This is a genomic window from Cellulomonas chengniuliangii (genome assembly GCF_024508335.1).
GTDB classification, from domain to species: domain Bacteria; phylum Actinomycetota; class Actinomycetes; order Actinomycetales; family Cellulomonadaceae; genus Cellulomonas_A; species Cellulomonas_A chengniuliangii.
Window position 1 is genome coordinate 1520653 of the sequence record NZ_CP101988.1, and the last position, 24286, is coordinate 1544938.

A 24286-nucleotide genomic window follows, 5' to 3' on the forward strand; every position below is an offset into this window, starting at 1 on the left:
GGCGCCGGGGGGCGTCAGCCCGGGAGGTGGGTCACGAAGATCGCCGTCCCGGGCAGGCGCTCCCCGCGCACCGGGCCCCAGCCGCCCCATGTGCGATCGTGGCCCGCGGGCCACTCGGGCTCGACCAGCCGGTCGAGCACCAGGCCCGCGGCCACGACGTCGCCGATGTGGTCCCCGAGCGTGCGGTGGTACTCGGCGTACAGCACGTTCCCCGAGGCCCCGAGCTCGACGTAGGGCCTGCGGTCGAAGTAGGACCGCGTCGCGGTGAGCCCGCCGGCGCCCGGGTCGTCGGGGAAGGCCCAGCGCAGCGGATGGGTCACCGAGAAGACCCATCGGCCGCCGGGTCGCAGCACGCGCGCGACCTCCCGGTGCACCCGGGCGGCGTCGGGGACGAACGGGATCGCCCCGAAGGCGGTGAAGGCGACGTCGAACGAGCTGTCGGCGAACGGCAGGGCCCGTGCGTCCGCCTGCGCCATGGGGGTGCGGACCCCGATGGCCTCGTCGTAGCGGGCGCCGGCGGCCAGCATGCCGGCGGAGACGTCGGTGGCCACGACCTGCGCGGCCCCGTGGCGCAGCAGCCAGCGGGAGCACTGCGCCGCGCCCGAGCCCACCTCGAGGACGCGGGCCCCCGTCACGTCGCCCAGCAGGCGCGCGTCAGCCTCCCGCACGCCCTCGGGGCACCAGCAGAACTCGTCGGGGCCGAGGAAGGCCCCGTGCTCGTCGAGGTACTCGGCGGCGTTCGCGTCCCACCAGCGCCGTCCGGCCCGGCCGCCGGCCTCGTCGGGAACGTCGCGATAGCCCGCTTCTGCGAGCCTGTCTTCGGAATCCATGGAAATCGCCCTTTGACACGGTAGGTTTCGGCAGATCCGAGGATGTACTCGGACGTAACACCCGCGTGACGTGGCGCGCCTACTGTCGGGGACTCTTCCCCCGGTGGCGCGATCATGCCACCGGCCCGTCGACGAGGGGTGATCATGTGAAGACCTTCCTAAGGGTCGCCGCACCGGGCGCAGTGCTGGCGCTGGCACTGACCGGATGCGCCGCCAGCGACCGTGACGCCGATGCGGCCCAGACGGAGACGGGAGGCGCCCGTGACACGTTCGTCTTCGCGGCCTCCTCCGACCCCGCTTCGCTGGACCCCGCGTTCGCCAACGACGGCGAGACGTTCCGGGTCGCCCGGCAGATCTTCGAAGGGCTCGTGGGAACCGTGCCGGGAACGGCCGACCCGGCCCCCCTGCTCGCTGAGTCGTGGGACGTGGCCGACGACGGCCTCGAGTACACGTTCCACCTGAAGGAGGGCGTCTCCTTCCACGACGGCACGGACTTCGACGCGGACGCCGTCTGCTTCAACTTCGACCGCTGGAACAACTTCACGGGTGTGATGCAGTCGGAGAGCCTGTCGTACTACTGGCAGAAGGTGAACGGCGGCTTCGCGTCGAGCGACGTCCCCGGCCTCGACGGCACCGGGAAGTACGAGAGCTGTGAGGCCACCGACCCGGCCACGGCCGTGATCCGCCTCGCGAGCCCGCTGCCGGAGCTGGTGTCGGCGCTGTCGCTGCCCTCCTTCTCGATGCAGTCGCCGACCGCGCTCGAGAAGTACGACGCCGACGGCGTCAGCGGCGGCGAGGAGGCGCCGGTGCTGCCGGAGTACGCAACGGCGCACCCGACGGGCACCGGCCCGTACGTCTTCGAGAGCTGGAGCCCCGGCGAGCAGGTCGTCCTGGCCTCCAACCCGGACTACTGGGGCGAGACGGGCCAGATCAAGAAGATCGTCTTCACGGTGATCTCCGACGCGACCGCGCGGCGCCAGGCGCTGCAGGCCGGCGACATCGACGGCTACGACCTGGTCGGGCCGGCGGACGTGGACGCTCTCGCGAGCGCCGGCTTCCAGATCGTCAACCGCGACCCGTTCAACGTCCTCTACCTGGCGATGAACCAGGCCAACCCCGAGCTGACGGATGTGCGCGTGCGGCAGGCGATCGCCCACGCGATCGACAAGAAGTCGCTGGTCGCGCAGACGCTGCCCGAGGGCACCGAGGTCGCCACGAACTTCGTCCCGCCGGCCGTTGACGGGTGGAACGCGGACGTGCCCACCTACGACTACGACCCGGAGAAGGCCAAGGCCCTGCTCGCGGAGGCGGGGAAGTCGAACCTGACGATCGACTTCAACTACCCGACCAACGTGTCCCGGCCGTACATGCCGACCCCCGAGCAGGTCTTCACCGCGATCTCGGCCGACCTCGCGGCCGTCGGCATCACAGTGAACCCGGTGCCCGAGCCGTGGAGCCCGGAGTACCTGGACCGGATGCAGGGCACTCCCGACCACGGCATCCACCTGCTGGGCTGGACCGGCGACTACAACGACACCTACAACTTCATCGGCGTGTTCTTCGGCGCTCCGGCGAACGAGTGGGGCTTCGACGACCCGGCGCTCTTCAAGGCCATCGGCGACGCTCGGTACCAGGCGGACAAGGAGGCCCAGACGGCCGCCTACGCGGCCGCCAACGCGCAGATCATGGAGCTGCTCCCCGGCATCCCGCTCGCGCACCCGGTGCCCTCCCTCGCGTTCAAGGCCGACATCCACGGGTACCCGGCGTCGCCGGTCCAGGACGAGGTCTACAACGTGATCACCATCGGCGACTGAGGAGCAGCACCCCCCGATGACCCGACTCGTCCTGCGGCGCACGGCGCTGCTCGTCCCGACCCTGCTCGGGTTGTCGATCCTGCTGTTCTTGTGGGTGCGCGCACTCCCAGGAGGGCCTGCCACGGCCCTCCTGGGGGAGCGCGCCACACCCGAGGCCGTCGATCGGATCAACGCCCTGTACGGGTTCGACCGCCCGGTGCTGCAGCAGTACACCGGCTATCTCGGCCAGTTGCTGCAGGGCAACTTCGGGGTCTCCACCAGGACCGGCCGCCCGGTCCTGGACGAGTTCCTCGCGCGATTCCCGGCGACGATCGAGCTCACGATCCTCGCCCTGGTGATCGCCGTCGGCGTCGGCATCCCGCTCGGCTACCTCGCCGCCCGGCGGCAGGGCAGCCTGGTGGACTCCGGGACGGTGGTGGTCTCGCTGCTCGGCGTCACCATCCCCGTGTTCTTCCTCGCGTTCCTGCTCAAGTGGCTGTTCGCCGTGCAGCTCGGCTGGTTCCCCTCGGCGGGCCGCCAGGACCCGACCATGGTCGCCACCCATCCGACCGGGTTCTACGTGCTCGACGGCCTGCTGACCCGCGAGTTCGACGCGAGCTGGGACGCGGTCATGCACCTGGTGCTGCCGGCGCTGGCCCTCGGCTCGATCCCGCTCGCGATCATCACGCGGATCACCCGGTCCTCGGTGCTCGAGGTGCAGGGCGCCGACTACGTCCGCACCGCGCGCGCCAAGGGCTTGGGACGCGTCAGGCTGCGCAACCGCGTCATCCTGCGCAACGCGATGCTGCCGGTCTCCACGACGATCGGCCTGCAGGTCGGGCTGCTGCTGTCTGGGGCGGTGCTCACCGAGACGGTGTTCGCCTACCCGGGAATCGGCAGCTTCCTGGCACAGGCGGTCTTCAACCTCGACTACGCGGTGCTGCAGGGGTTCATCCTCATCATCGCGATCGTCTACGCGGTGGTGAACCTCGCCGTCGACGTCTCCTACGGCCTGATCGACCCCAGGATGAGGACCCGATGAGCGCGATCGAGACCCCCGAGGCCCTCGCCCCGGCGAGCGGCGCCCCGGCGCCGTCCGACCACGCGGGAGACTCCGCGTGGCGCGCTGCGGCCCGCAGGCTGCGGCGCAACCCCGGCGCCATCGCGGGCGCCGCGATCGTTCTGGTCTTCCTGGCGGTCGCGACGTTCGCCCCCTGGATCGCACCATTCGACGCGGGCGAGCTCCCCGGCCGCAGCCAGGTGCGGCCCACGTTCATCCCCGGGCCGTCGGCCGAGCACCCGCTGGGACTCGACCGGTACGGCGCGGACCTGTTCTCCCAGCTGGTCTGGGGCGCGCGCGCCTCGCTGCTGATCGGCGTGCTGTCCACCCTCGTCGGACTGCTCGGCGGCATCATGCTCGGGGTGCTCGCCGGTGGGCTCGGAGGCTGGGTGGACACCGCGACGATGCGGCTGGTCGACCTGATGCTCTCGGTGCCGAGCCTGCTGCTCGCCGTGTCGATCGCCGCCCTGATCGGCCAGTCCGCGACCGCGGTGATCATCGCCATCGGCGTGGTGCAGGTGCCGATCTTCGCCCGGTTGCTGCGCGGATCGATGCTGGCCCAGCGCGGCCAGGACTACGTGCTCGCGGCGTCGTCGCTCGGGTTGAGCCGGCGCACCGTGACCATGAGCCACGTGCTGCCCAACAGCATCTCGCCGGTGATCGTCCAGGCCACCCTCATGCTCGCCACGGCGGTCATCGAGGCGGCTGCGCTGTCGTTCCTGGGGCTCGGGGGCGGGGCGCCGACGGCGGCGGAATGGGGCCGGATGCTCACCGCGGCGCAGAACGAGCTCGAGGTGGCGCCCCGCCTGGCGCTGTGGCCGGGGGCGTGCATCGCGGTCACGGCGCTCGGGTTCACGTTGTTCGGCGAGGCGCTCCGCGAGGCGCTCGACCCACGGACGAGGAAGCGGTGACCGGCATGGGCGTGACCACGCGGACGGAGGCTCAGCCGTTGCTGAGCGTGCGAGGGCTCGAGGTGGCGTTCACCTCCGACTCGGGGCGGACGGTCGCGGTCACCGGCGTCGACCTAGACGTGCACCCTGGCGAGACCGTCGCGATCGTGGGGGAGTCCGGATCGGGGAAGTCGACGACCGCGGCCGCCGTGATCGGGCTGCTCGCCTCGAACGGAGCGGTGACCGCCGGCAGCGTCCGGTTCGACGGACAGGACCTCACGGCTGCCGGGCCCGGGGCGGTGGCGCGCCTCCGCGGCGTCGAGATCGGCATGGTCCCGCAGGACCCGATGTCCAACCTGAACCCGCTGCAGCGCGTCGGCACGCAGGTGGTCGAGGCCCTCGAGGCTGGTGGGGTGGCACGGGGCCGCGCCGCCCGGGCGAGGGCCGTGGAGCTGCTCGAGGAGGCTGGACTGCCGGACGCGGAGGTCCGGGCCCGGCAGTACCCGCACGAGTTCTCGGGCGGCATGCGGCAGCGGGCGTTGATCGCGATCGGCCTCGCCTGCCGCCCGCGCCTGCTCATCGCGGACGAGCCGACCTCCGCGCTCGACGTCACTGTGCAGCGCACGATCCTCGACCGGCTCACCGGCCTGACGTCCGAGCTCGGGACGGCGGTGCTGCTCATCACGCACGACCTGGGCCTGGCCGCCGAGCGGGCGGACCGCGTCGTGGTCATGTACCGCGGCCAGATCGTGGAGCAGGGGCCGGCGCACGACCTGCTGCGGGACCCGCAGCACGAGTACACCCGGCGGCTGCTGGCCGCGGCGCCGTCCCTGGCCGCCCGCCGGATCGAGATCGCCAAGGCCGAGGGCGACGAGGCGGCGCTGGCCGAGGACCTGCTCGTGGTGGGGGCGCGCGACGAGCCCCAGGCAGCGGCGGAGGCCCCTGACGCCATCGTCGAGGTCTCGCACGTCAGCAAGGTCTACCGGCTTCGCGGGGCCCGCATGCTGTCCCGATCGGCATCGTTCACCGCGGTGGACGACGTGAGCCTGTCGGTGCCGCGCGGCCGCACCCTCGCCGTGGTGGGGGAGTCGGGCTCGGGGAAGTCCACGCTCGCGAAGATGATGCTGGCCCTCGTGGAGCCGACGTCGGGCTCGATCACCTTCGACGGCGAGCTCGTGGGCGGCGCCGACAGGGCTGCCGAGGTCGCGTTCCGGCGGCGCGTGCAGCCCATCTTCCAGGACCCCTACTCGTCGCTCGACCCCCTGTTCACCGTCTACCGCACCATCGAGGAGCCGCTGCGCGCGCATGGCGTGGGGGACGGCGCGTCGCGCAGGGCCCGGGTCGAGGAGCTGCTCGACGAGGTGTCCCTGCCCGTCGACGTGCTGCGCCGGTACCCGGCCGAGCTCTCCGGCGGGCAGCGCCAGCGTGTCGCGATCGCCCGTGCGCTCGCGCTGCACCCCGAGCTGGTGGTGTGCGACGAGGCGGTGTCGGCGCTCGACGTGATCGTGCAGGCGCAGATCCTGCGGCTGCTCGCCGACCTGCAGCGCAGGCTGGGGCTGAGCTATCTGTTCATCAGCCACGACCTGGCCGTGGTGCGCCAGATCGCCGACACGGTCTGCGTGATGCAGAACGGCGCCGTGGTCGAGCACGGTCCTGTGGACGCCGTGTTCGACACCCCCCAGACCGACTACACGCGCACGCTGCTCGCGGCCATCCCGGGGCGGGGCCTGGAGTTGGCGACCGGTCCGCGGTGACGCGCGGCGGGGTCCGGGGCGTCTCGCGTGGGACCCAAGGCCCGGCGGTCCAGGCCGGAGGTGGATACGCTGACCTGGACGGGGGCGCGACGACGCGTGTGATCCTGTCTCCAGGCAACTTGAAGGAGTGCTCGCGTGCGTGTCGGACTGCTCACCGGAGGCGGGGACGTCCCCGGTCTGAACGCGGCCATCCGGGCCGTCGTCAAGCGAGGCGAGGGCGAGCACGGGCACTCCATCGTCGGCTTCCGCAACGGCTGGCGTGGGGTCGTGGACGGCGACGTGATGCCGCTCACCCGCCAGCACATCCGCAACGTCCTCCCCGTGGGCGGGACGCTGCTCGGCACGGCCCGGTACCACCCCAAGGCGTCGGACGGCAGCCTTGACGCCGTGATGCAGACCCTCGAGGCCGAGCGCATCGAGGCCCTGATCTGCATCGGCGGCGACGGCACGCTGCACGCGGCGAGCAAGGTCGCCGAGGCCGGCGTGAAGATCGTCGCGATTCCCAAGACGATCGACAACGACGTCTGGGGCACGGACCGCTCGATCGGCTTCGACACGGCGGTGACCATCGCCACCGAGGCCATCGACCGCGTGCACACCACCGCGGAGAGCCACAACCGCGTCATGATCGTCGAGGTCATGGGGCGGCACGCCGGCTGGATCGCGGTCACGTCGGCGATCGCGGGCGGGGCCGAAGTCGTCCTGACGCCCGAGGAGCCCTTCGACATCGACAAGGTCATCCGGTTCCTCAAGCACCGCCACCGCGCGCACGCGAGCTTCTCGATCGTGGTCGTCGCCGAGGGCGCCGTGCCCGCCGAGGGCACGTCCATGTCGTACGAGGCGCCGGTGGGCAAGTTCGGCGAGATCGTCGCCGGCGCCATCGGCGAGCGGGTCAAGGCCGAGATCGAGCAGCGCACCGGGTTCGACACGCGCGTCACCGTGCTGGGCCACGTGCAGCGCGGTGGCATCCCCACACCGGAGGACCGCATCCTGGGGAGCCGGTTCGGCGTGGCGGCGATCGACGCGATCACCCGCGGCGAGTCCGGCGTGATGACGGCCCTGCGCGGGGAGGACGTCGTCCTCACGCCGCTGACCGAGATCGCCGGCAAGGTCAAGCACGTGCCCGCCTCGCTGATCCAGGTCGCCCAGGCGCTCGCCTGACCGGCGGGCCGTCCGCGCTGGCTTTGACCCGCCTGCCGGTCAAAGATAAGGTGGAACGCGGTGTCGCACGTCTGTCTGCTGCTGGTTCGCCGGCGTCGGCGATGTGCACTCACAACACCACACATCCGCCGGGATCCTTGCCCGCACTACTTCCTGTCCGCATCGGAGTCCATCACTACATGAGCATTTCCACCGCGAAGCCCGCCACGCCGCAGGTCGCGATCAACGACATCGGCTCGGCCGAGGACTTCCTCGCCGCCATCGACGCCACCATCAAGTACTTCAACGATGGTGACATCGTCTCGGGCACCATCGTCAAGGTCGACCGCGACGAGGTGCTGCTTGACATCGGTTACAAGACCGAGGGCGTCATCCCCTCCCGCGAGCTGTCCATCAAGCACGACGTGGACCCCGGAGAGGTCGTCCAGGTGGGCGACGAGGTCGAGGCCCTGGTCCTCCAGAAGGAGGACAAGGAAGGCCGTCTGATCCTGTCCAAGAAGCGTGCGCAGTACGAGCGCGCCTGGGGCACGATCGAGAAGATCAAGGAAGAGGACGGCGTCGTCACCGGCACCGTCATCGAGGTCGTCAAGGGCGGCCTCATCCTCGACATCGGCTTGCGCGGCTTCCTCCCCGCGTCGCTCGTGGAGATGCGTCGTGTCCGCGACCTCCAGCCCTACGTGGGCAAGGAGATCGAGGCCAAGATCATCGAGCTCGACAAGAACCGCAACAACGTCGTCCTCTCGCGCCGTGCCTGGCTCGAGCAGACGCAGTCCGAGGTGCGCTCGACCTTCCTGCAGACGCTGCAGAAGGGCCAGGTCCGCCCCGGTGTCGTCTCCTCGATCGTCAACTTCGGCGCGTTCGTGGACCTCGGCGGCGTCGACGGGCTCGTCCACGTCTCCGAGCTGTCCTGGAAGCACATCGACCACCCCTCCGAGGTCGTCGAGGTCGGTCAGGAGGTCACCGTCGAGGTCCTCGACGTCGACTTCGACCGCGAGCGTGTCTCCCTGTCGCTCAAGGCGACGCAGGAGGACCCGTGGCAGGCCTTCGCCCGGACGCACGCCATCGGCCAGGTCGTCCCCGGCAAGGTCACGAAGCTCGTCCCGTTCGGCGCGTTCGTGCGCGTCGAGGACGGCATCGAGGGCCTCGTGCACATCTCGGAGCTGGCCGTGCGCCACGTCGAGATCCCGGAGCAGGTCGTCCAGGTCGGCGACGACGTCTTCGTCAAGGTCATCGACATCGACCTCGAGCGTCGCCGTATCTCGCTCTCGCTGAAGCAGGCGAACGAGGGCCTCGACCCGACCAGCGACGACTTCGACCCCGCGCTGTACGGCATGGCGGCCGAGTACGACGAGCAGGGCAACTACAAGTACCCCGAGGGCTTCGACCCGGCCACGAACGAGTGGCTCGAGGGCTTCGAGGCTCAGCGCGAGGTGTGGGAGGCGCAGTACGCCAAGGCCCACGAGCGCTGGGAGGCCCACCGCAAGCAGGTCGCCGAGGCCAGCAAGGCCGACGCCGAGGCCGCGAACAACGAGGGCGTGGTGAGCAGCAGCAGCAGCAGCAGCTCCTCCTCGTCCGCCTCCTCGTACTCCTCGACCCCCGCGGAGGAGGCCACCGGCACCCTCGCGTCCGACGAGGCCCTCGCCGCGCTGCGCGAGAAGCTCACGGGCAACTGACGCCGGGCGCCTCGGCGCCATCGTCACGCTCTGACCAGCGGGCCGGTCACCTTCGGGTGGCCGGCCCGCTGTGCTGTCCCCGGGGGCCGAGACCAAGGCCCACTGCCAAGATCCGTCGGTCTTGAGGCGGCTCGGCCCTCGCGCAGCGCCGACTCGGAAGGACTCGGGCAGGATGGGGCAATGCAGCGCATTGGACTGACCGGTGGGATCGCAGCGGGCAAGTCGGCCGTGTCGGCACGGCTCGAGGAGCTGGGCGCCGTGGTGATCGACCACGACCTGCTCGCCCGGGAGGCGGTGGCGCCCGGCACAGCGGCGCTCGGCGACATCGTCGACGCGTTCGGGCCGGAGATGCTCGATGCGGAGGGCGCCCTCGACCGCGCGGCGCTGGGGAGCTTCGTCTTCGCGGACCTCGACGCGCTGGCCAGGTTGAACGGAATCGTCCATCCGGCCATCCGCCGGCTGTCGGTCGAGCGCGAGGCGGCTGCGGCGACCGCCGACCCCGGCGCCGTGGTGGTGCACGACATCCCCCTGCTAGTCGAGACCGGGCAGGCTGACGCCTTCCACGTGCTGGTGGTGGTGCACGCGCCGGCCGCGCTGCGCGTGGCCCGGCTCGTCGAGCTGCGCGGCCTGAGCCGGGACGAGGCCCAGGGACGGGTCGCGGCGCAGGTCGACGACGAGGCGCGGCTGGCCGTCGCCGACGTGGTCCTCGACGGCTCCGGCGCGGTCGAGGACCTGCGCGCCCAGGTCGACGAGCTGTGGCAGCGGCTCGCGGAGGTGCGCGCCGCCGAGCTGGCGGCGGAGACCCCGTGACGGCTGCCGCTCGACGCGCCCGGTCCGGGCGTGGACCCGCCCGTCGGGCCCGGGTCTAGTCGTGTCAGCGGGACGACGTACGGTGGTGGCATGCGCCCTGTGACGGATCTGGAGCGAACGGTCGCGCCGTTCAAGGTGGTGTCCGACTACTCGCCCTCGGGCGACCAGCCGACTGCCATCGCGGACCTGACGCGCCGCATCCAGGCGGGGGAGAAGGACGTGACCCTGCTCGGCGCCACCGGCACCGGCAAGTCGGCGACCACGGCATGGCTGATCGAGCAGCTGCAGCGGCCCACGCTGGTGATGGCGCCGAACAAGACCCTCGCCGCGCAGCTCGCCACCGAGTTCCGCGAGCTGCTGCCCAACAACGCGGTCGAGTACTTCGTCTCCTACTACGACTACTACCAGCCCGAGGCGTACATCGCGCAGACGGACACCTACATCGAGAAGGACTCGTCCATCAACGACGAGGTCGAGCGCCTGCGGCACTCGGCCACGAGCTCGCTGCTGACGCGACGCGACGTCGTGGTGGTCGCGTCGGTGTCGTGCATCTACGGCCTGGGCACCCCGCAGGAGTACGTCGACCGCATGGTGCGGCTGGCGGTCGGCGACCAGGTGGACCGGGACCAGATGCTGCGCCGGTTCGTGGCGATGCAGTACACCCGCAACGACATGGCCTTCACCCGGGGCACCTTCCGGGTGCGCGGCGACACGGTCGAGATCATCCCGGTGTACGAGGAGCTCGCGATCCGCATCGAGTTCTTCGGCGACGAGATCGAGTCGATCCAGACCTTGCACCCCCTCACCGGGGACGTCGTCCGCGCCGAGGAGTCGGTCTACCTGTTCCCCGCGACGCACTACGTCGCCGGCCCCGAGCGCATGGAGCGCGCGATCGGCACCATTGAGTCCGAGCTGGCCCAGCGGCTCGAGGAGTTCGAGCGGCAGAACAAGCTGCTCGAGGCCCAGCGGCTGCGCATGCGCACCACCTACGACATCGAGATGATGCGCCAGATCGGGTCGTGCTCGGGCATCGAGAACTACTCACGGCACATCGACGGCCGCGCGCAGGGCACCCCGCCGCACACGTTGCTGGACTACTTCCCCGAGGATTTCCTCCTGGTCATCGACGAGTCGCACGTGACAGTGCCGCAGATCGGCGCGATGTACGAGGGGGACATGTCGCGCAAGCGGAACCTGGTGGACCACGGGTTCCGCCTGCCGAGCGCCATGGACAACCGGCCGCTGCGCTGGGAGGAGTTCGTCGAGCGGATCGGCCAGACTGTGTACCTGTCCGCGACGCCCGGCGCCTACGAGCTGTCCATGTCGGATGGCACGGTGGAGCAGATCATCCGCCCCACCGGGCTCGTGGACCCGCAGGTGGTGCTCAAGCCGACCACGGGTCAGATCGACGACCTGCTGGACGAGATCCGCACCCGCACGGAGAAGAACGAGCGGGTGCTGGTCACCACGCTCACCAAGAAGATGTCCGAGGACCTCACCGACTACCTCCTGGAGAAGGGGGTCCGGGTGCGGTACCTGCACTCTGAGGTCGACACGCTGCGCCGGGTCGAGCTGCTGCGCGAGTTGCGGCTCGGAGAGTTCGACGTGCTGGTCGGCATCAACCTCCTGCGTGAGGGCCTGGACCTGCCCGAGGTCTCCCTGGTGGCGATCTTGGACGCCGACAAGGAGGGCTTCCTGCGCTCCGCGACCTCGCTGATCCAGACGATCGGGCGTGCCGCCCGCAACGTCTCGGGCGAGGTGCACATGTACGCCGACAAGATCACTCCTGCGATGGCGATGGCCATCGACGAGACGAACCGGCGGCGGGAGAAGCAGGTCGCGTACAACGTGGAGCACGGCATCGACCCGACGCCGCTGCGCAAGAAGATCGGCGACATCACCGACATGCTCGCGCGCGAGGACGTCGACACCAAGGAGCTGCTCGAGGGCGGCTACCGCCAGCCGCCGCAGCGGGGGAAGGCTCCCGTGCCGAGCGGAGGCAGCGGCTCCCGCGCGAGCCTCGCGGGCGCGGCCGCGGGCGACCTCGCCCAGTTGATCCAGGAGCTCAGCGACCAGATGCACGCGGCCGCCGCCGAGTTGCAGTTCGAGCTCGCGGCGCGCCTGCGCGACGAGATCTCCGGCCTCAAGAAGGAGCTGCGGCAGATGCAGGCCGCCACCGCCTGAGGGGCGGCGGACGGCCGCGATGCGGACGCGCGGTTGTGCTTTATGCTGGGGCACTTGGTGGAGGGGAGTATCCCGACACGGCTTCCTCGTCATCACGGCCAGCTCAGCAGCGGCCCGGGGGGCCGGCTGGCCGACTCGGCTGGTGGGAGAGACCTCCGGTACCCGATCTCGTACCGGAGGTACGCCTGTGTCTGTTCCGTTGTGGGTCTGGGGCGCGACTGCCGCGCTCGTCGTGGGAATGGTCCTCTTCGACTTCTTCTCGCACGTGCGGACGCCGCACGAGCCCACGTTCAAGGAGTCCGTGCGCTGGTCGGTGTTCTACATCGCGCTGGCCATCATCTTCGGCATCGGGCTGGCCCTGGTGTGGGGCGGTGGTCACGGCACCGAGTACTTCGCGGGGTACATCACCGAGAAGAGCCTGTCTGTCGACAACCTCTTCGTCTTCCTCATCATCATGACGAAGTTCAAGGTGCCCCGGATGTACCAGCAGAAGGTCCTGCTGGTGGGCGTGGTCATCGCCCTCGTGCTGCGCACCGTGTTCATCCTCGCGGGCGCCGCGGCCATCGAGCGCTACTCGTGGGTCTTCTACATCTTCGGCGCGTTCCTCATCTACACGGCCCTCAAGCTCGCCTTCGAGAAGCACGAGGACGAGGACCCGGAGGCGGCGGCCGCCGCCCGCAAGGACGGGCTCGCGGTCCGGATGATGAAGAAGGTCGTCCCCACCACGGACGTCTACCACGGCGACCGTCTCACCACGGTCATCGACGGCAAGCGGTTCATGACGCCGATGCTGGTGGTCATGGTCGCGATCGGCAGCACCGACGTGCTCTTCGCCCTGGACTCGATCCCCGCGATCTACGGCCTCACCAAGGAGCCGTTCATCGTCTTCACGACGAACGCGTTCGCGCTGCTGGGCCTACGCCAGCTGTACTTCCTGCTCGGCGGCCTGCTCGAGCGGCTGATTTACCTGGCTCAGGGCCTGTCGGTCATCCTCGCGTTCATCGGCGTCAAGCTGGTGCTCGAGGCGCTGCACACCAACGAGCTCTCCTTCATCAACGGCGGCGAGCACGTGGCCTGGGCCCCGGAGATCCCCATCTGGCTCTCGCTCAGTGTCATCCTCGGCACGCTGGCCGTGGCCACCGTGGCGAGCCTCGCCAAGACCCGCAAGGACGCGCGCCTCGCCGCCCAGCCCGGCGAGTGACGTCCGCGTGACCTGCCGGCAGGTGGCGGGGAGCGGCTAGGGTCGGTCGCATGCCCGACCGCGCCCCGACCATCCTCGCCACCTCCGGCGGTCTCGCCCCTGGCCTGCGCACCCGGCTGGAGCTCGGCCCGCTGATGCGCCACGCGGTGGACCTCTCAGGCGCCGCCGGGCGCCCGCGGGTGTGCCACTTGGGCACGGCCGGCGGGGACCAGCGGTGGTTCAACGCCGAGCTCGACGACGCCGCGCGCGTGGCTGGCGTCGAGCTGACCCACCTCAACCTCTTCCCGATGCCGAACGTCGAGGACATGGAGGCGCACCTCCTGGCCCAGGACGCGGTGTGGGTGGGCGGCGGGTCGGTCGTGAACCTGCTTGCCGTCTGGCGGGCGCACGGCCTGGACGCGGTCTTCCGGCGCGTGTGGGAGGCCGGGGTCGTGCTGGCGGGGGTGAGCGCGGGCTCGATCTGCTGGCACGTCGGAGGCACAACCGACTCGTTCGGCCCGGAGCTGCGCGCCGTGACGGACGGCCTCGCTCTGCTGCCCTACGGCAACGGCGTGCACTACGACTCGGAGGCGGGGCGGCGCCCGCTCGTCCACCGGCTCGTCGCGGAGGGCGTGCTGCCGCAGACGCACTGCACCGACGACGGGGTGGGCCTCGTGTACCGCGGGACCGAGCTCGTCGAGGCGGTCGCAGAACGCCGCGGCGCCGGCGCCTACGTGGTGGTCCAGGACGGCTCGGGAGCGGTCGTCGAGGAGCGCGTCGAGCCGCGGGTCCTGCCGGGCGCCCGCTGACGCGGGCCAGGCCTCGTCAGGCCTCGGCCGCCCAGGGGCCGAGCACGATGTTCCACGGCCGCACCCCGACCGAGTTGATGACGCCGGCGCCGGCGAAGGGATCGGCGTCGAGCAGCGCGTCGAGCTGGGCGCGGTCCTCCACACGGAACACCAGGAGGGCCCCGGGCTCGCCCGCGGTGTACGGGCCAGATCCGAGCAGCAGGCCCTGGTCGGCGAGGCCTCCCAAGTAGGCGCGATGGGCGGGGCGCACCTCGTCCTGCAGGTCGCGGCGGTCGTCGTAGGCGTACTGGACGGCGTAGATGGGCATGGGGCCATCCTGCCGCACGACCGTCGGCCTGGTCCGCGGGCGCCCCCGGCCCGTCGCGAAGCGGGGACCCCGCAGATGAGAGCATGAGGGAATGACCTCCGCACCAGCCCTTGTGCCCGATGTGACGCTGCTCGACGGGAGAGCGATCCCCCAGCTCGGCTTCGGCGTCTTCAAGGTGGACGACGACACCGCCGAGACGGCCGTCGCCCACGCCCTCGCCGCCGGCTACCGGCTGATCGACACCGCCAAGCTGTACGGCAACGAGGCCGGCGTCGGCCGTGCGGTGCGCGCCTCCGGCCTCCCGCGCGAGGACGTGTACGTCACCACGAAGATCTGGAACGACGACCACGGCCGCGAGCGGACGCTGCGCGCCTTCGACGCGTCGGTCGAGCGCCTCGGCCTCGGGGTCCCGGACCTGGTCCTGATCCACTGGCCGTTCCCTGGCCAGGACCTGTACTCCGAGACGTGGAGCACGCTCGTGGAGCTGCGGGACGCCGGACGGGTCCGCTCCGTGGGCGTCTCCAACTTCCAGCCGGCCCACCTCGCGCGGATCATCGCCGACTCGGGCGTGACGCCTGTGGTCAACCAGGTGGAGCTGCACCCCTACCTGCAGCAGCGCGCGCTGCGCGAGATCCACGCCGAGCTGGGGATCGCGACCGAGGCCTGGTCGCCGCTGGGCCGCGACACCGGCCTGCTCGACGACCCGGTGCTCGTGGCCATCGCCGCACGGCACGGGGTGACCCCGGCACAGGTCGTGCTGCGCTGGCACCTGGACATCGGCAACATCGTGATCCCCAAGTCGGTGACCCCGTCCCGCATCCAGGCGAACCTCGACGTGTTCGACTTCGCGCTCACCGAGGAGGACCACGAGGAGATCGCGGGCCTGGACCGCGGCGCCCGCATCGGCCCTGACCCCGACGTGCTGGGAGCGTGACGAGCATGGCCGCGACGAGGACGGCGGTGCTCGGCGAGCACCTCCTGGCGAGGATCGCCGAGAGGGCGCCGCTGCACGACAAGGCGAACACCTTCCCGCATGACGATCTGAGCGACCTCGTCGCGGCCGGCTACCTGCGCGCGTTCGTGCCCGAGCGGCTGGGCGGCCTCGGCCTGACCCTCGAGCAGGTCGCCGACGAGCAGGTGCGGCTCGGCGCCGCGGCGCCGGCCACCGCACTGGCGGTGAACATGCATCTCGTGGTGACCGGGATCGCTGCGGCGCTCGCCGCCCGCGGGGACGACGCGCTCGAGTTCGTGCTCGAGGACGCCGCCCGCGGCGAGGTCTTCGCCTTCGGGAACTCCGAGGGCGGCAACGACCTGGTGATGTTCGGATCCAGGACGCGCGCCGAGCCGCAGCCCGACGGCGGGTACCGGTACTACGGCACGAAGATCTTCACGTCGCTCTCGCCCGTGTGGACGAGGCTGGCGACGTTCGGGCGCGACGACTCCAACCCGGACGACCCCCGGCTGGTGCACGCCGTGGTCTCCCGCGAGGACGGCGGCATCGAGGTCCGCGACGACTGGGACACCCTGGGGATGCGGGCGAGCCAGTCCTGCACCACGGTGCTGGACGGCGCGTACGCCCGCCCTGAGCGGGTCTACCGGTCGCTTCCGCCGGGCCCGAGCGCGGACCCGTTCATCTTCGCGCTGTTCGCCACCTTCGAGATCTTGCTGGCGGCCGTCTACACCGGCATCGGGCAGCGGGCGGTGGAGCTCGCCGTGGCAGCCGCGCAGCGGCGCACGTCCATGAAGAACGACGGCCGCACGTACGCGCAGGACCCGGACATCCGCTGGAAGATCGCCACCGCCGCGATCGCCCAGGACGGCATGCTCCCGCAGATCCGCTCCCTCGCCCGAGACGTCGACGAGCGCGCCGACCACGGCAGCCAGTGGTTCCCCCAGTTGGTGGGGCTCAAGGTGCGGGCGACCGAGAACGCCCGGTTCGTGGTCGACCAGGCGCTGCGAGTCTCCGGCGGCGGCTCCTACTTCTCGGGGAACGAGCTCGGCCGGCTCTATCGAGACGTGCTCGCGGGCATCTTCCACCCCTCGGATGACGAGTCCGCGCACGCGACGGTGGCGAACGCCCTCCTCGGGCCGATCGAGCGCTGATCGTTTTCGCTCGCCACCCTGCCGTTCCCGCTGGCAGGGTGGCGCGATGACGATGACGACGACGACCGACGTGGCGGGGTGGCCCCTCGCAGGGTTGCGCGTGGCGCACCGCGACCTGGAGCTGAGGTACCTCTCTGACGAGCTGCTGCACGATCTCGCCGCGGTGGCCGCCGGCGGAGTCCACGCGCCTGACGTGATGCCGTTCACCAAGCCGTGGACGCGCGGGACGCCCGAGGAGGTCGCCCGGAACGTCCTCGTCTATCAATGGGGGCTGCGTTCTGAGCTGACGCCCGCGAAGTGGTCGATCGAGCTCGCCGTCGTCCTCGAGGGGCGCGTCGTGGGGGTGCAGGGGATGTACACCCGGGATTTCGCGATCACCCGCGAGGTGACGACCGGCTCGTGGCTGGGTCTGCCCTTCCAGGGGCGCGGCACCGGCGCCCGGATGCGCGCCCTCGTGCTCCAGCTCGCCTTCGAGGGGTTCGGCGCGCAGCTCGCGCGGACCGAGGCATTCGTCGACAACCCGGCCTCCAACCGAGTCACGCGCAAGCTCGGCTACCTGCCTGACGGCACCGTGACCTCCGTGCGCGACGGCCAGCGGGCGGTGTCGAACCGGTACCGGCTCGACCGGGAGGGCTGGGACCGCCGAGCCGCGGCGGGCGGCTTCGTGCTGGAGGGCGTCGAGCTCCACGGGGTCGACGAGGCGCGCCGGTTCCTCGCGATCGACGAGGGCGCGCACCTCGCCTGAGCCGCCTAACCCAGGATGTTGACCGCGCGCGCCACGACAAGCGCGATGGTCACCAGCGCGATCAGCGACTGCAGCAGCATGGCCAGCTTGGCCCAGCGGGTCAGCGGCTGAGTGTCCGCGGGCCCCCAGGTGGTCGCGTTGGTGAACGCGATGTACAGGTAGTCCACGAACGACGGCTCCCAGTGCGGATCGGCGACGTGCGGGGTCGCCATCTGCGGGAACAAGAAGTCCGGGAACGGTCGCGTGCCCGCCGCGCGCGCGGCCGGGCCACCGCGGTCGAGCTCCCAAAACCAGAGCGCGAACACCAGCACGTTCGTCAGGTAGACCGACGCGCCGGCCCACAGCAGCGAGCCCCCGGTGCGGGCGGGGCCGGACACGAGCAGGACGACCAGGTTCGCCGCGGCCACCCCATTCCCGAGGCTGACCAGCGCGATCAACACGAGCCCTGAGAGGCGCAAGGGGCCAGACGTCCGAGTGATGTGCCGGGGGTTCAGCACGAGCAGCACCACGAGCAGAAGTGCCTCGACTCCCGGCAGCAGGTAGCGCGGCTGCGGCATGACGTCGGTCGGCAGCGAGAGCTGCAACGCGATCGCGACGCCGATCGCGATCAGGACAGGCCAACGGACCTCGCCACGGGTGGCCCGCCGCCACGCGGGGACCACGGGCTTGCCGTCCTCGTGCACCACGGGGTTGACGGCGGCCGCCGCGCTGGCAAGGTGCTCGAGCCGTGCGATCTGGTCGCGGAGCGCCCGGGTCGTGGCGGGCTCCTCCGGGGTCGGCCCCGGCATCGGCTGCCGAGGTGGCAGGTCCGGCGGTGTGGCCCCCATGTCGTGCCCCTCACTCATCGGCCGGTGATCGCGGCACTGCTCACGATGCCAGCGGGTCGCGCACGGCTCACCAGCGCCGGGCGCGCCACTCCGCGAGGTGCGGGCGCTCGGCGCCCAGGGTGGTGTCCCGTCCGTGCCCCGGGTAGACCCACGTGTCGTCGGGCAAGGCGGTGAACACGCGCTGCTCGAGGTCGTCCATCAGGCTGTCGAAGTCCGGCCCGCCCGAGGTGCGCCCGGGGCCTCCCGGGAACAGGGAGTCGCCGGTGAACAGGTGCGCGCGCCCCGGCGAGGCGCCCGGGGCCCGCGCGTCGGAGGGCTCGCGATAGACGAGGGCGATCGAGCCCGGGGTGTGGCCACGCAGCGCCACCACCTCGAGCGCCAGGTCGCCGAGCGGCAGCATGGAGCCGTGGCGCAGCCGCCCGTCGACGCGGACCCCGGCCGCGTCCGCGATCGCGTGCGCGTCGTCCACCCCGGCGTGCGTCCTGGCGCCCGTGACCGCGACGACCGAGGCCAGGGCGCCGATGTGGTCGTGGTGGCGGTGGGTGGTCAGGATGCCGTCGAGCCGGGCCTCGCGCGAGCCCTCCCGGATGAGCGCCAGGAGCCGGTCCGGGTCAGCGGCGGCGTCCACGAGCAGCTGGGCGCCTGACCGGCGGCAGGTCAGCAGGTAGGCGTTGTTGTCCATCGGGCCCACCGACGCCTTGCGGATGGTCAGGGCGTCCAGCTCGCGCACGTCGGCGGGGCCGGCCGGGCTCACGTCGCCGGTGTAGGTCATCGTCATCCTCCGAGCAGGGGTCGGCGGGCAGGGGGAGGGTCGGCGGCCCGGCCCGTCGTCCGGCGGGCGAGCGCCCGTTCCACGCTCTGCGCGGCCTGGACCAGTGCCAGGTGCGACAGCGCCTGCGGGAAGTTGCCGACCATCCGCCCGCCGACGGGGTCGTACTGCTCCGCGAAGAGTCCCACATCGTTGCCGAGGCTGATCAACCGGCCCAGCAGCGCGTCCGCCTCGTCGGCCTCGCCGCAGCGGGCGAGGGCGTCCACGAGCCAGAACGAGCAGGCGAGGAACGGGTGCTCGCCGCTGCGCATCCCGTCGTCGACGCGATCGGCGCGGTAGCGCAGCAGCAGCCCTGGCGCGACCTCGAGCTCCTCGCGGATCGCCGCGACGGTGCCGCGCACACGGGGGTCGTCCGGCGGCAGGAACCCCACCTGGACCATCTGCAGGAGTGCCGCGTCGGTGTGCGAGGACCCGTAGTGCTGCGTGAACGCGCCCCGGCCGGCGTCGAAGCCGTGCTTGAGCACGTCCAGCCGGATCGCGGCCCGCTCCGCGCGCCAGCGTTCGAGCGGCCCGGGCAGACGGTGCTCCTCGACGGCGCGCACCGCCCGGTCGAGCGCCGCCCACGCCATGACCTTGGAGTGCGTGAAGTGCCGCGGCCGGCCCCGGACCTCCCAGATGCCGTGGTCCGGCTCGCGCCAGTGGCCGATGAGCTCTGCGACGAGGTGCTGCTGCAGCGACCAGGACTCCGTCGTCTCCCGCAGCCCCGACGCGCGGGCGGACTCGAGCGCGACCATGACACCGCCCAGCACGTCGTTCTGCCGCTGCCCGACGGCCGCGTTGCCGATCCGCACCGGGCGGGACGACGCGTAGCCGGCGAGGTGGTCGAGGGTGGTCTCCGGGAGGTCGCGCCGGCCGTCGGACCCGTACATGATCTGCAGGTCCGCGGGGTCGCCCGCGACCGCGCGCAGCAGCCAGTCCCGCCACGCGGTCGCCTCGGACCGGTAGCCGTACGCGAGCAGCGCGTCGAGCGTCATCGCGGCGTCGCGCAGCCAGCAGTAGCGGTAGTCCCAATTCCGCTCGCCCCCGAAGGACTCGGGCAGGGAGGTGGTGGGCGCCGCGACGATCCCGCCGGTCTCCTCGTCGGTGAGCATCCTGAGCACCAGCAGAGAGCGCACCACCGCCTCGCCGTGGGGCCCGTCGTACTGGCAGAGCCGCGACCACCGGGCCCAGCGCTGGCGCGTCTCGGCCAGCCGCTCGGTCACCGGGAGGCGGCGCGGCGCGCGACGCCAGGACCTGGCCCACGTGGACGCGAGCTCCACGACCTCGCCCTCGGCGAGCCGGAACCGGTCGACGTGGGCACGGCCGGCGCCGCGCGGCAGGCGCGTCCCGCGCAGCAGCAGCGAGTCCGGCCCCGCGATGGCACGGATCGAGTCGTTGCCCTCGTGGTCCTCGACGTGATGGACCCACGGGACGATCGTGCCGTAGCCGAATCGCACCACCCACTCGTGCAGCACGTCCACGGACCCGCTGAGGCACTCGATCCGCCGCACGAGGTCTGCCCGCCCGTCACCGAGCGGCATCGCCTCGGTGACCAGGGCCGTCCCGGTGGGCGAGGTGTAGGTGGTCTGCAGGACGAAGGAGTCGCCGAGGTAGGCGCGCCGCACGCCGGTGGCGTCGGGCACCGTCAGCAGCCAGCGGCCGCGGCTGGGCCCGCCGAGCAGCGCCGCGAAGCAGGCGGGGGAGTCGAAGCGGGGGAGGCAGAGCCAGTCGACCGAGCCGCGGCGGGACACCAGGGCAGCGGTGTGGCCGTCGCCGAGCACCGCGTACTCGCCGATCGGCTCGGACCCGCCGCGTGCCATCTCCCCATCATGGTCCGCGGCGGCCGGACGTGAGACCTCCGCCACACTTCGAACACCTGTGCGATGTCAGGGCCTCGCCTTACCATGTCCGGGTGAATGATCGACTGATCGTGCAAGGAGCCCGCGAGCACAACCTGCGCAACGTCGACCTCGATCTCCCCCGGGACTCGCTCGTCGTGTTCACGGGGTTGTCCGGGTCCGGGAAGTCGTCCCTGGCGTTCGACACCATCTTCGCCGAGGGGCAGCGGCGCTACGTCGAGTCGCTGTCCGCGTATGCGCGGCAGTTCCTCGGGCAGATGGACAAGCCCGACGTCGACTTCATCGAAGGGCTCTCGCCCGCGGTCTCGATCGACCAGAAGTCGACGAACCGCAATCCCCGCTCGACCGTCGGGACGATCACCGAGGTCTACGACTACCTGCGCCTGCTGTTCGCGCGCGCGGGCACCCAGTTCTGCCCGGTGTGCGGCGAGCAGGTCACGGCCCAGACGCCGCAGCAGATCGTCGACCGGCTGCTCGAGCTGCCCGAGGGCGCCCGCTACCAGGTCCTGGCGCCGGTGATCCGCGGGCGCAAGGGCGAGTACGCCGACCTGTTCAAGGAACTGCAGTCCAAGGGCTTCGCCCGGGCCCGGGTCGATGGCGAGGTCGTGCAGCTCACCGACCCGCCGGCGCTTGAGAAGAAGCTCAAGCACGACATCGAGGTCGTCGTCGACCGGCTGGTGGCCCGCGAGGGCGTGCAGCGTCGCCTGACCGACTCGGTGGAGACGGCGCTCGGCCTCGCCGGAGGCCTGCTCGTGGTCGAGATGGTCGACGCGGACAAGGACGACCCCGAGCGCGAGCGTCGCTTCTCCGAGCACCGCGCCTGCCCCAACGACCACCAGCTCGCGCTCGAGGAGATCGAGCCGCGCACGTTCTCGTTCAACGCGCCCTACGGCGCCTGCCCCGAGTGCACCGGCATCGGCTCACGGCTCGAGGTGGACACCGACCTGGTCGTCCCCGACGAGGACCTGTCGCTCGCCGACGGCGCTGTCGCCCCCTGGTCGCAGACGTCGAGCGAGTACTTCACCCGGGTGCTGACCGCGCTGGCGAGCGACCTCGGCTTCTCGATGGACGTGCCGTGGCGCGCGCTGCCCGAGCGGGCCAAGAAGGCCGTGCTGTATGGCGAGAACCATGAGGTCCACGTCCGGTACAAGAACCGCTGGGGCCGCGAGCGGCAGTACTCGACCGGCTTCGAGGGCGCGGTGACCTTCATCGAGCGCCGCCACAAGGAGACCGAGTCCGACTGGAGCAAGGAGCGCTACGAGGCCTTCATGCGCGAGGTCCCGTGCCCGGTGTGCCAGGGCGCGCGCCTCAAGCCCGAGGTGCTCGCCGTGCGGGTGGGCGGCCGCTCGATCGCCGACGTCTGCGACCTGCCCATCCGCGAGGCGCGCGACTTCCTCGACGGGCTGCGTCTCGGCGAGCGTGAGCGCGCGATCGCCGTCGAGGTGCTCAAGGAGATCCAGGCCCGCCTCGGGTTCCTGCTCGACGTCGGGCTCGACTACCTGTCGCTGTCCCGGCCCGCGGCGACGCTCTCGGGCGGCGAGGCGCAGCGCATCCGGCTGGCGACGCAGATCGGCTCCGGGCTGGTCGGCGTGCTGTACGTCCTGGACGAGCCGAGCATCGGCCTGCACCAGCGGGACAACCGCCGGCTCATCGAGACCCTCACGCGGCTGCGGGACCTGGGCAACACGCTCATCGTCGTCGAGCACGACGAGGACACGATCCGGGCGGCCGACTGGATCGTCGACATCGGTCCCGGCGCCGGCGAGCACGGCGGCCACGTCGTGCACTCCGGTGACTTCGCCGGCCTCCTGGCCTCGCCCGAGTCGATCACGGGCGCCTATCTCTCCGGCCGGCGGGCCATCCCGATGCCGGCCGAGCGGCGACCGGTCGACCCGGCGCGCCAGGTGACGGTGGTCGGCGCGCGCGAGCACAACCTGCGCGGCATCGACGTGTCGTTCCCGCTCGGCACCCTCACCGCCGTCACGGGCGTGTCCGGCTCCGGCAAGTCGACGCTGGTCAACTCGATCCTGTACACGGTGCTCGCGAACGAGCTCAACGGGGCCCGCCAGGTCGCCGGCAGGCACAAGCGGGTGACCGGGATGGAGCACCTCGACAAGGTCGTGCACGTGGACCAGGGGCCGATCGGCCGCACGCCGCGCTCCAACCCCGCCACGTACACCGGGGTCTGGGACCGCATCCGCAAGCTGTTCGCCGAGACCACCGAGGCCAAGGTCCGGGGCTACACGCCCGGCCGGTTCTCGTTCAACGTCAAGGGCGGGCGCTGCGAGGCGTGCTCGGGCGACGGCACGCTCAAGATCGAGATGAACTTCCTGCCCGACGTGTACGTGCCGTGCGAGGTCTGCCATGGCGCCCGCTACAACCGGGAGACCCTCGAGGTCCGGTTCAAGGGCAAGAACGTCGCGGACGTGCTGGACATGCCGATCGAGGAGGCCGCGGAGTTCTTCGCCCCCTTCTCCGCGATCTCACGCCACCTGAGCACCCTCGTCGACGTCGGCCTGGGCTACGTGCGGCTCGGGCAGCCCGCCCCGACCCTCTCGGGCGGCGAGGCGCAGCGCGTGAAGCTCGCCACCGAGCTGGCGCGGCGCTCGACCGGCCGGACGATCTACGTGCTCGACGAGCCGACCACCGGCCTGCACTTCGAGGACATCCGTCGGCTGCTGGAGGTGCTGCAGTCCCTCGTCGACAAGGGCAACAGCGTCATCGTCATCGAGCACAACCTCGACGTGATCAAGAACGCGGACTGGGTCATCGACATGGGCCCCGAGGGTGGCAGCGGCGGCGGCATGGTGGTCGCCGAGGGCACCCCCGAGCAGGTGGCCGCCCACGAGGGCAGCCACACGGGCACGTTCCTCGCCGAGGTGCTCGAGCCGGCCGAGGTCGCGATCAGCGCCTAGGCCTCGGCGGCCCCGACCACCGCGGTCGGGCGGGTGCGCGGCGGGGACGGCTCGAACCGCACCGGGAAGTTCACCGAGCGGGCGATGAAGCAGTGCTCGTGGGCGCGCACGTGCAGGGCGTCCAGGCGGGCGTCGTCGACGGCGCCGCCGTCCCGTGCCCGCGTCCCCGCGGCGAGCGTGACGGACGGGCGCAGCACGACCTCGGTGAACTGGCCGTGCCCTGCGGCCTCGACCCGCATCGTGCCGTGGGCGCGGTCCGTGTACCCGGTGACGACCACCCCGTCGGCCGCCGCCAGGTGGAGGAACCAGAGCATGTGGCACTGCGCGAGGGCCGCGACCAGCAGCTCCTCGGGGCTGTACCGCGTCGGGTCGCCGCGGAACGCGGGATCCGAGGACCCGGGGAGCGGGGGCTTGTCCCCGACGCGCACGTCGTGGTCGCGGCTGTACGAGGTGTAGCTCGCGGTGCCGGAGGCTCCGGCCCCCGTCCACACGATGTCGGCGGAGTAGGTGTGCAGGGGTCCCATCGCGCCACGCTAGCGGCGCCGCGGCGGGCGTGGGCCGTGTTCGAGGTCAGGAGC

20 protein-coding genes are annotated in these 24286 nt (G+C 71.5%); 14 read left to right on the forward strand and 6 right to left on the reverse strand.

The window, feature by feature from the left end; genetic code table 11:
• Nucleotides 1-14: 14 nt before the first annotated feature.
• Entirely contained in the window at nt 15-830 is an 816-nt protein-coding gene (locus NP064_RS07025; RefSeq protein ID WP_227568911.1) for a class I SAM-dependent methyltransferase, read from the reverse strand.
• 146 nt (nt 831-976) lie between these two features.
• Here NP064_RS07025 and NP064_RS07030 point away from each other — a divergent pair, with 146 nt between their 5' ends.
• The 10 genes from NP064_RS07030 (at nt 977) to NP064_RS07075 (ending at nt 14144) form a co-directional block, all read left to right on the forward strand.
• Nucleotides 977-2644 carry an ABC transporter substrate-binding protein gene (locus NP064_RS07030; RefSeq protein WP_227568912.1) on the forward strand — a complete coding sequence of 556 codons (1668 nt, stop codon included), beginning with the start codon at nt 977-979 and terminating at the stop codon, nt 2642-2644.
• Between the two features lie 16 nt (nt 2645-2660).
• Nucleotides 2661-3665: an ABC transporter permease gene (locus NP064_RS07035; protein ID WP_227568913.1), complete on the forward strand. Its 1005-nt coding sequence runs from the start codon at nt 2661-2663 to the stop codon at nt 3663-3665.
• Nucleotides 3662-4594 carry an ABC transporter permease gene (locus tag NP064_RS07040; protein ID WP_227568914.1) on the forward strand — a complete coding sequence of 311 codons (933 nt, stop codon included), beginning with the start codon at nt 3662-3664 and terminating at the stop codon, nt 4592-4594. The genes NP064_RS07035 and NP064_RS07040 overlap by 4 nt, the downstream gene beginning before the upstream one ends.
• A gap of 5 nt (nt 4595-4599) precedes the next feature.
• Nucleotides 4600-6327, forward strand: a complete 1728-nt coding sequence (locus NP064_RS07045) for a dipeptide ABC transporter ATP-binding protein (protein WP_227568945.1) — start codon at nt 4600-4602, stop codon at nt 6325-6327.
• Between the two features lie 135 nt (nt 6328-6462).
• Nucleotides 6463-7488, forward strand: a complete 1026-nt coding sequence (locus tag NP064_RS07050) for a 6-phosphofructokinase (protein WP_227568915.1) — start codon at nt 6463-6465, stop codon at nt 7486-7488.
• Between the two features lie 179 nt (nt 7489-7667).
• The gene (rpsA, locus tag NP064_RS07055; RefSeq protein ID WP_227568916.1) at nt 7668-9161 is read left to right on the forward strand and encodes a 30S ribosomal protein S1; all 1494 of its coding nucleotides are present in this window, start codon (nt 7668-7670) and stop codon (nt 9159-9161) included.
• A gap of 180 nt (nt 9162-9341) precedes the next feature.
• Nucleotides 9342-9971 carry a dephospho-CoA kinase gene (gene coaE / locus NP064_RS07060; RefSeq protein ID WP_227568917.1) on the forward strand — a complete coding sequence of 210 codons (630 nt, stop codon included), beginning with the start codon at nt 9342-9344 and terminating at the stop codon, nt 9969-9971.
• A 90-nt stretch (nt 9972-10061) separates the two neighbouring features.
• Nucleotides 10062-12155 carry an excinuclease ABC subunit UvrB gene (gene uvrB / locus NP064_RS07065; protein WP_227568918.1) on the forward strand — a complete coding sequence of 698 codons (2094 nt, stop codon included), beginning with the start codon at nt 10062-10064 and terminating at the stop codon, nt 12153-12155.
• Between the two features lie 187 nt (nt 12156-12342).
• Nucleotides 12343-13356 carry a TerC family protein gene (locus tag NP064_RS07070; protein ID WP_227568919.1) on the forward strand — a complete coding sequence of 338 codons (1014 nt, stop codon included), beginning with the start codon at nt 12343-12345 and terminating at the stop codon, nt 13354-13356.
• A 50-nt stretch (nt 13357-13406) separates the two neighbouring features.
• Entirely contained in the window at nt 13407-14144 is a 738-nt protein-coding gene (locus tag NP064_RS07075; RefSeq protein ID WP_227568920.1) for a Type 1 glutamine amidotransferase-like domain-containing protein, read from the forward strand.
• Nucleotides 14145-14160: 16 nt separating this feature from the next.
• Here NP064_RS07075 and NP064_RS07080 read toward each other — a convergent pair whose 3' ends face one another.
• Nucleotides 14161-14451, reverse strand: coding sequence for a YciI family protein (locus NP064_RS07080; protein WP_227568921.1), 291 nt, complete (start codon nt 14449-14451; stop codon nt 14161-14163).
• 91 nt (nt 14452-14542) lie between these two features.
• Between NP064_RS07080 and NP064_RS07085 the strand changes: the two genes are divergently transcribed.
• From NP064_RS07085 to NP064_RS07095, 3 genes are read left to right on the forward strand one after another with little or no spacing between them, the layout of a single operon-like run.
• Entirely contained in the window at nt 14543-15385 is an 843-nt protein-coding gene (locus NP064_RS07085; protein ID WP_227568922.1) for an aldo/keto reductase, read from the forward strand.
• 5 nt (nt 15386-15390) lie between these two features.
• On the forward strand, nt 15391-16554 hold the full coding sequence (locus tag NP064_RS07090) for an acyl-CoA dehydrogenase family protein (protein ID WP_227568923.1): 1164 nt from the start codon (nt 15391-15393) through the stop codon (nt 16552-16554).
• Nucleotides 16555-16600: 46 nt separating this feature from the next.
• Complete coding sequence (locus NP064_RS07095) at nt 16601-17299, forward strand: GNAT family N-acetyltransferase (RefSeq protein WP_227568924.1); 699 nt, start codon at nt 16601-16603, stop codon at nt 17297-17299.
• Nucleotides 17300-17304: 5 nt separating this feature from the next.
• Here the strand turns inward: NP064_RS07095 and NP064_RS07100 are convergent, their stop codons facing one another.
• From NP064_RS07100 to NP064_RS07110, 3 genes are read right to left on the reverse strand one after another with little or no spacing between them, the layout of a single operon-like run.
• Nucleotides 17305-18144, reverse strand: a complete 840-nt coding sequence (locus NP064_RS07100) for a DUF1345 domain-containing protein (protein WP_227568925.1) — start codon at nt 18142-18144, stop codon at nt 17305-17307.
• Nucleotides 18145-18193: 49 nt separating this feature from the next.
• On the reverse strand, nt 18194-18898 hold the full coding sequence (locus tag NP064_RS07105) for an MBL fold metallo-hydrolase (RefSeq protein ID WP_372456357.1): 705 nt from the start codon (nt 18896-18898) through the stop codon (nt 18194-18196).
• 2 nt (nt 18899-18900) lie between these two features.
• Nucleotides 18901-20754 (reverse strand): glycoside hydrolase family 15 protein, encoded by a 1854-nt coding sequence (locus tag NP064_RS07110; RefSeq protein ID WP_227568927.1) that lies wholly within the window; start codon nt 20752-20754, stop codon nt 18901-18903.
• Nucleotides 20755-20846: 92 nt separating this feature from the next.
• Here NP064_RS07110 and uvrA point away from each other — a divergent pair, with 92 nt between their 5' ends.
• A complete protein-coding gene (gene uvrA, locus NP064_RS07115; protein ID WP_227568928.1) occupies nt 20847-23708 on the forward strand; it encodes an excinuclease ABC subunit UvrA in 2862 nt (953 codons plus the stop codon).
• Here the strand turns inward: uvrA and NP064_RS07120 are convergent.
• On the reverse strand, nt 23705-24232 hold the full coding sequence (locus NP064_RS07120) for an OsmC family protein (protein ID WP_227568929.1): 528 nt from the start codon (nt 24230-24232) through the stop codon (nt 23705-23707). The genes uvrA and NP064_RS07120 overlap by 4 nt on opposite strands.
• Between the last annotated feature and the right edge of the window lie 54 nt (nt 24233-24286).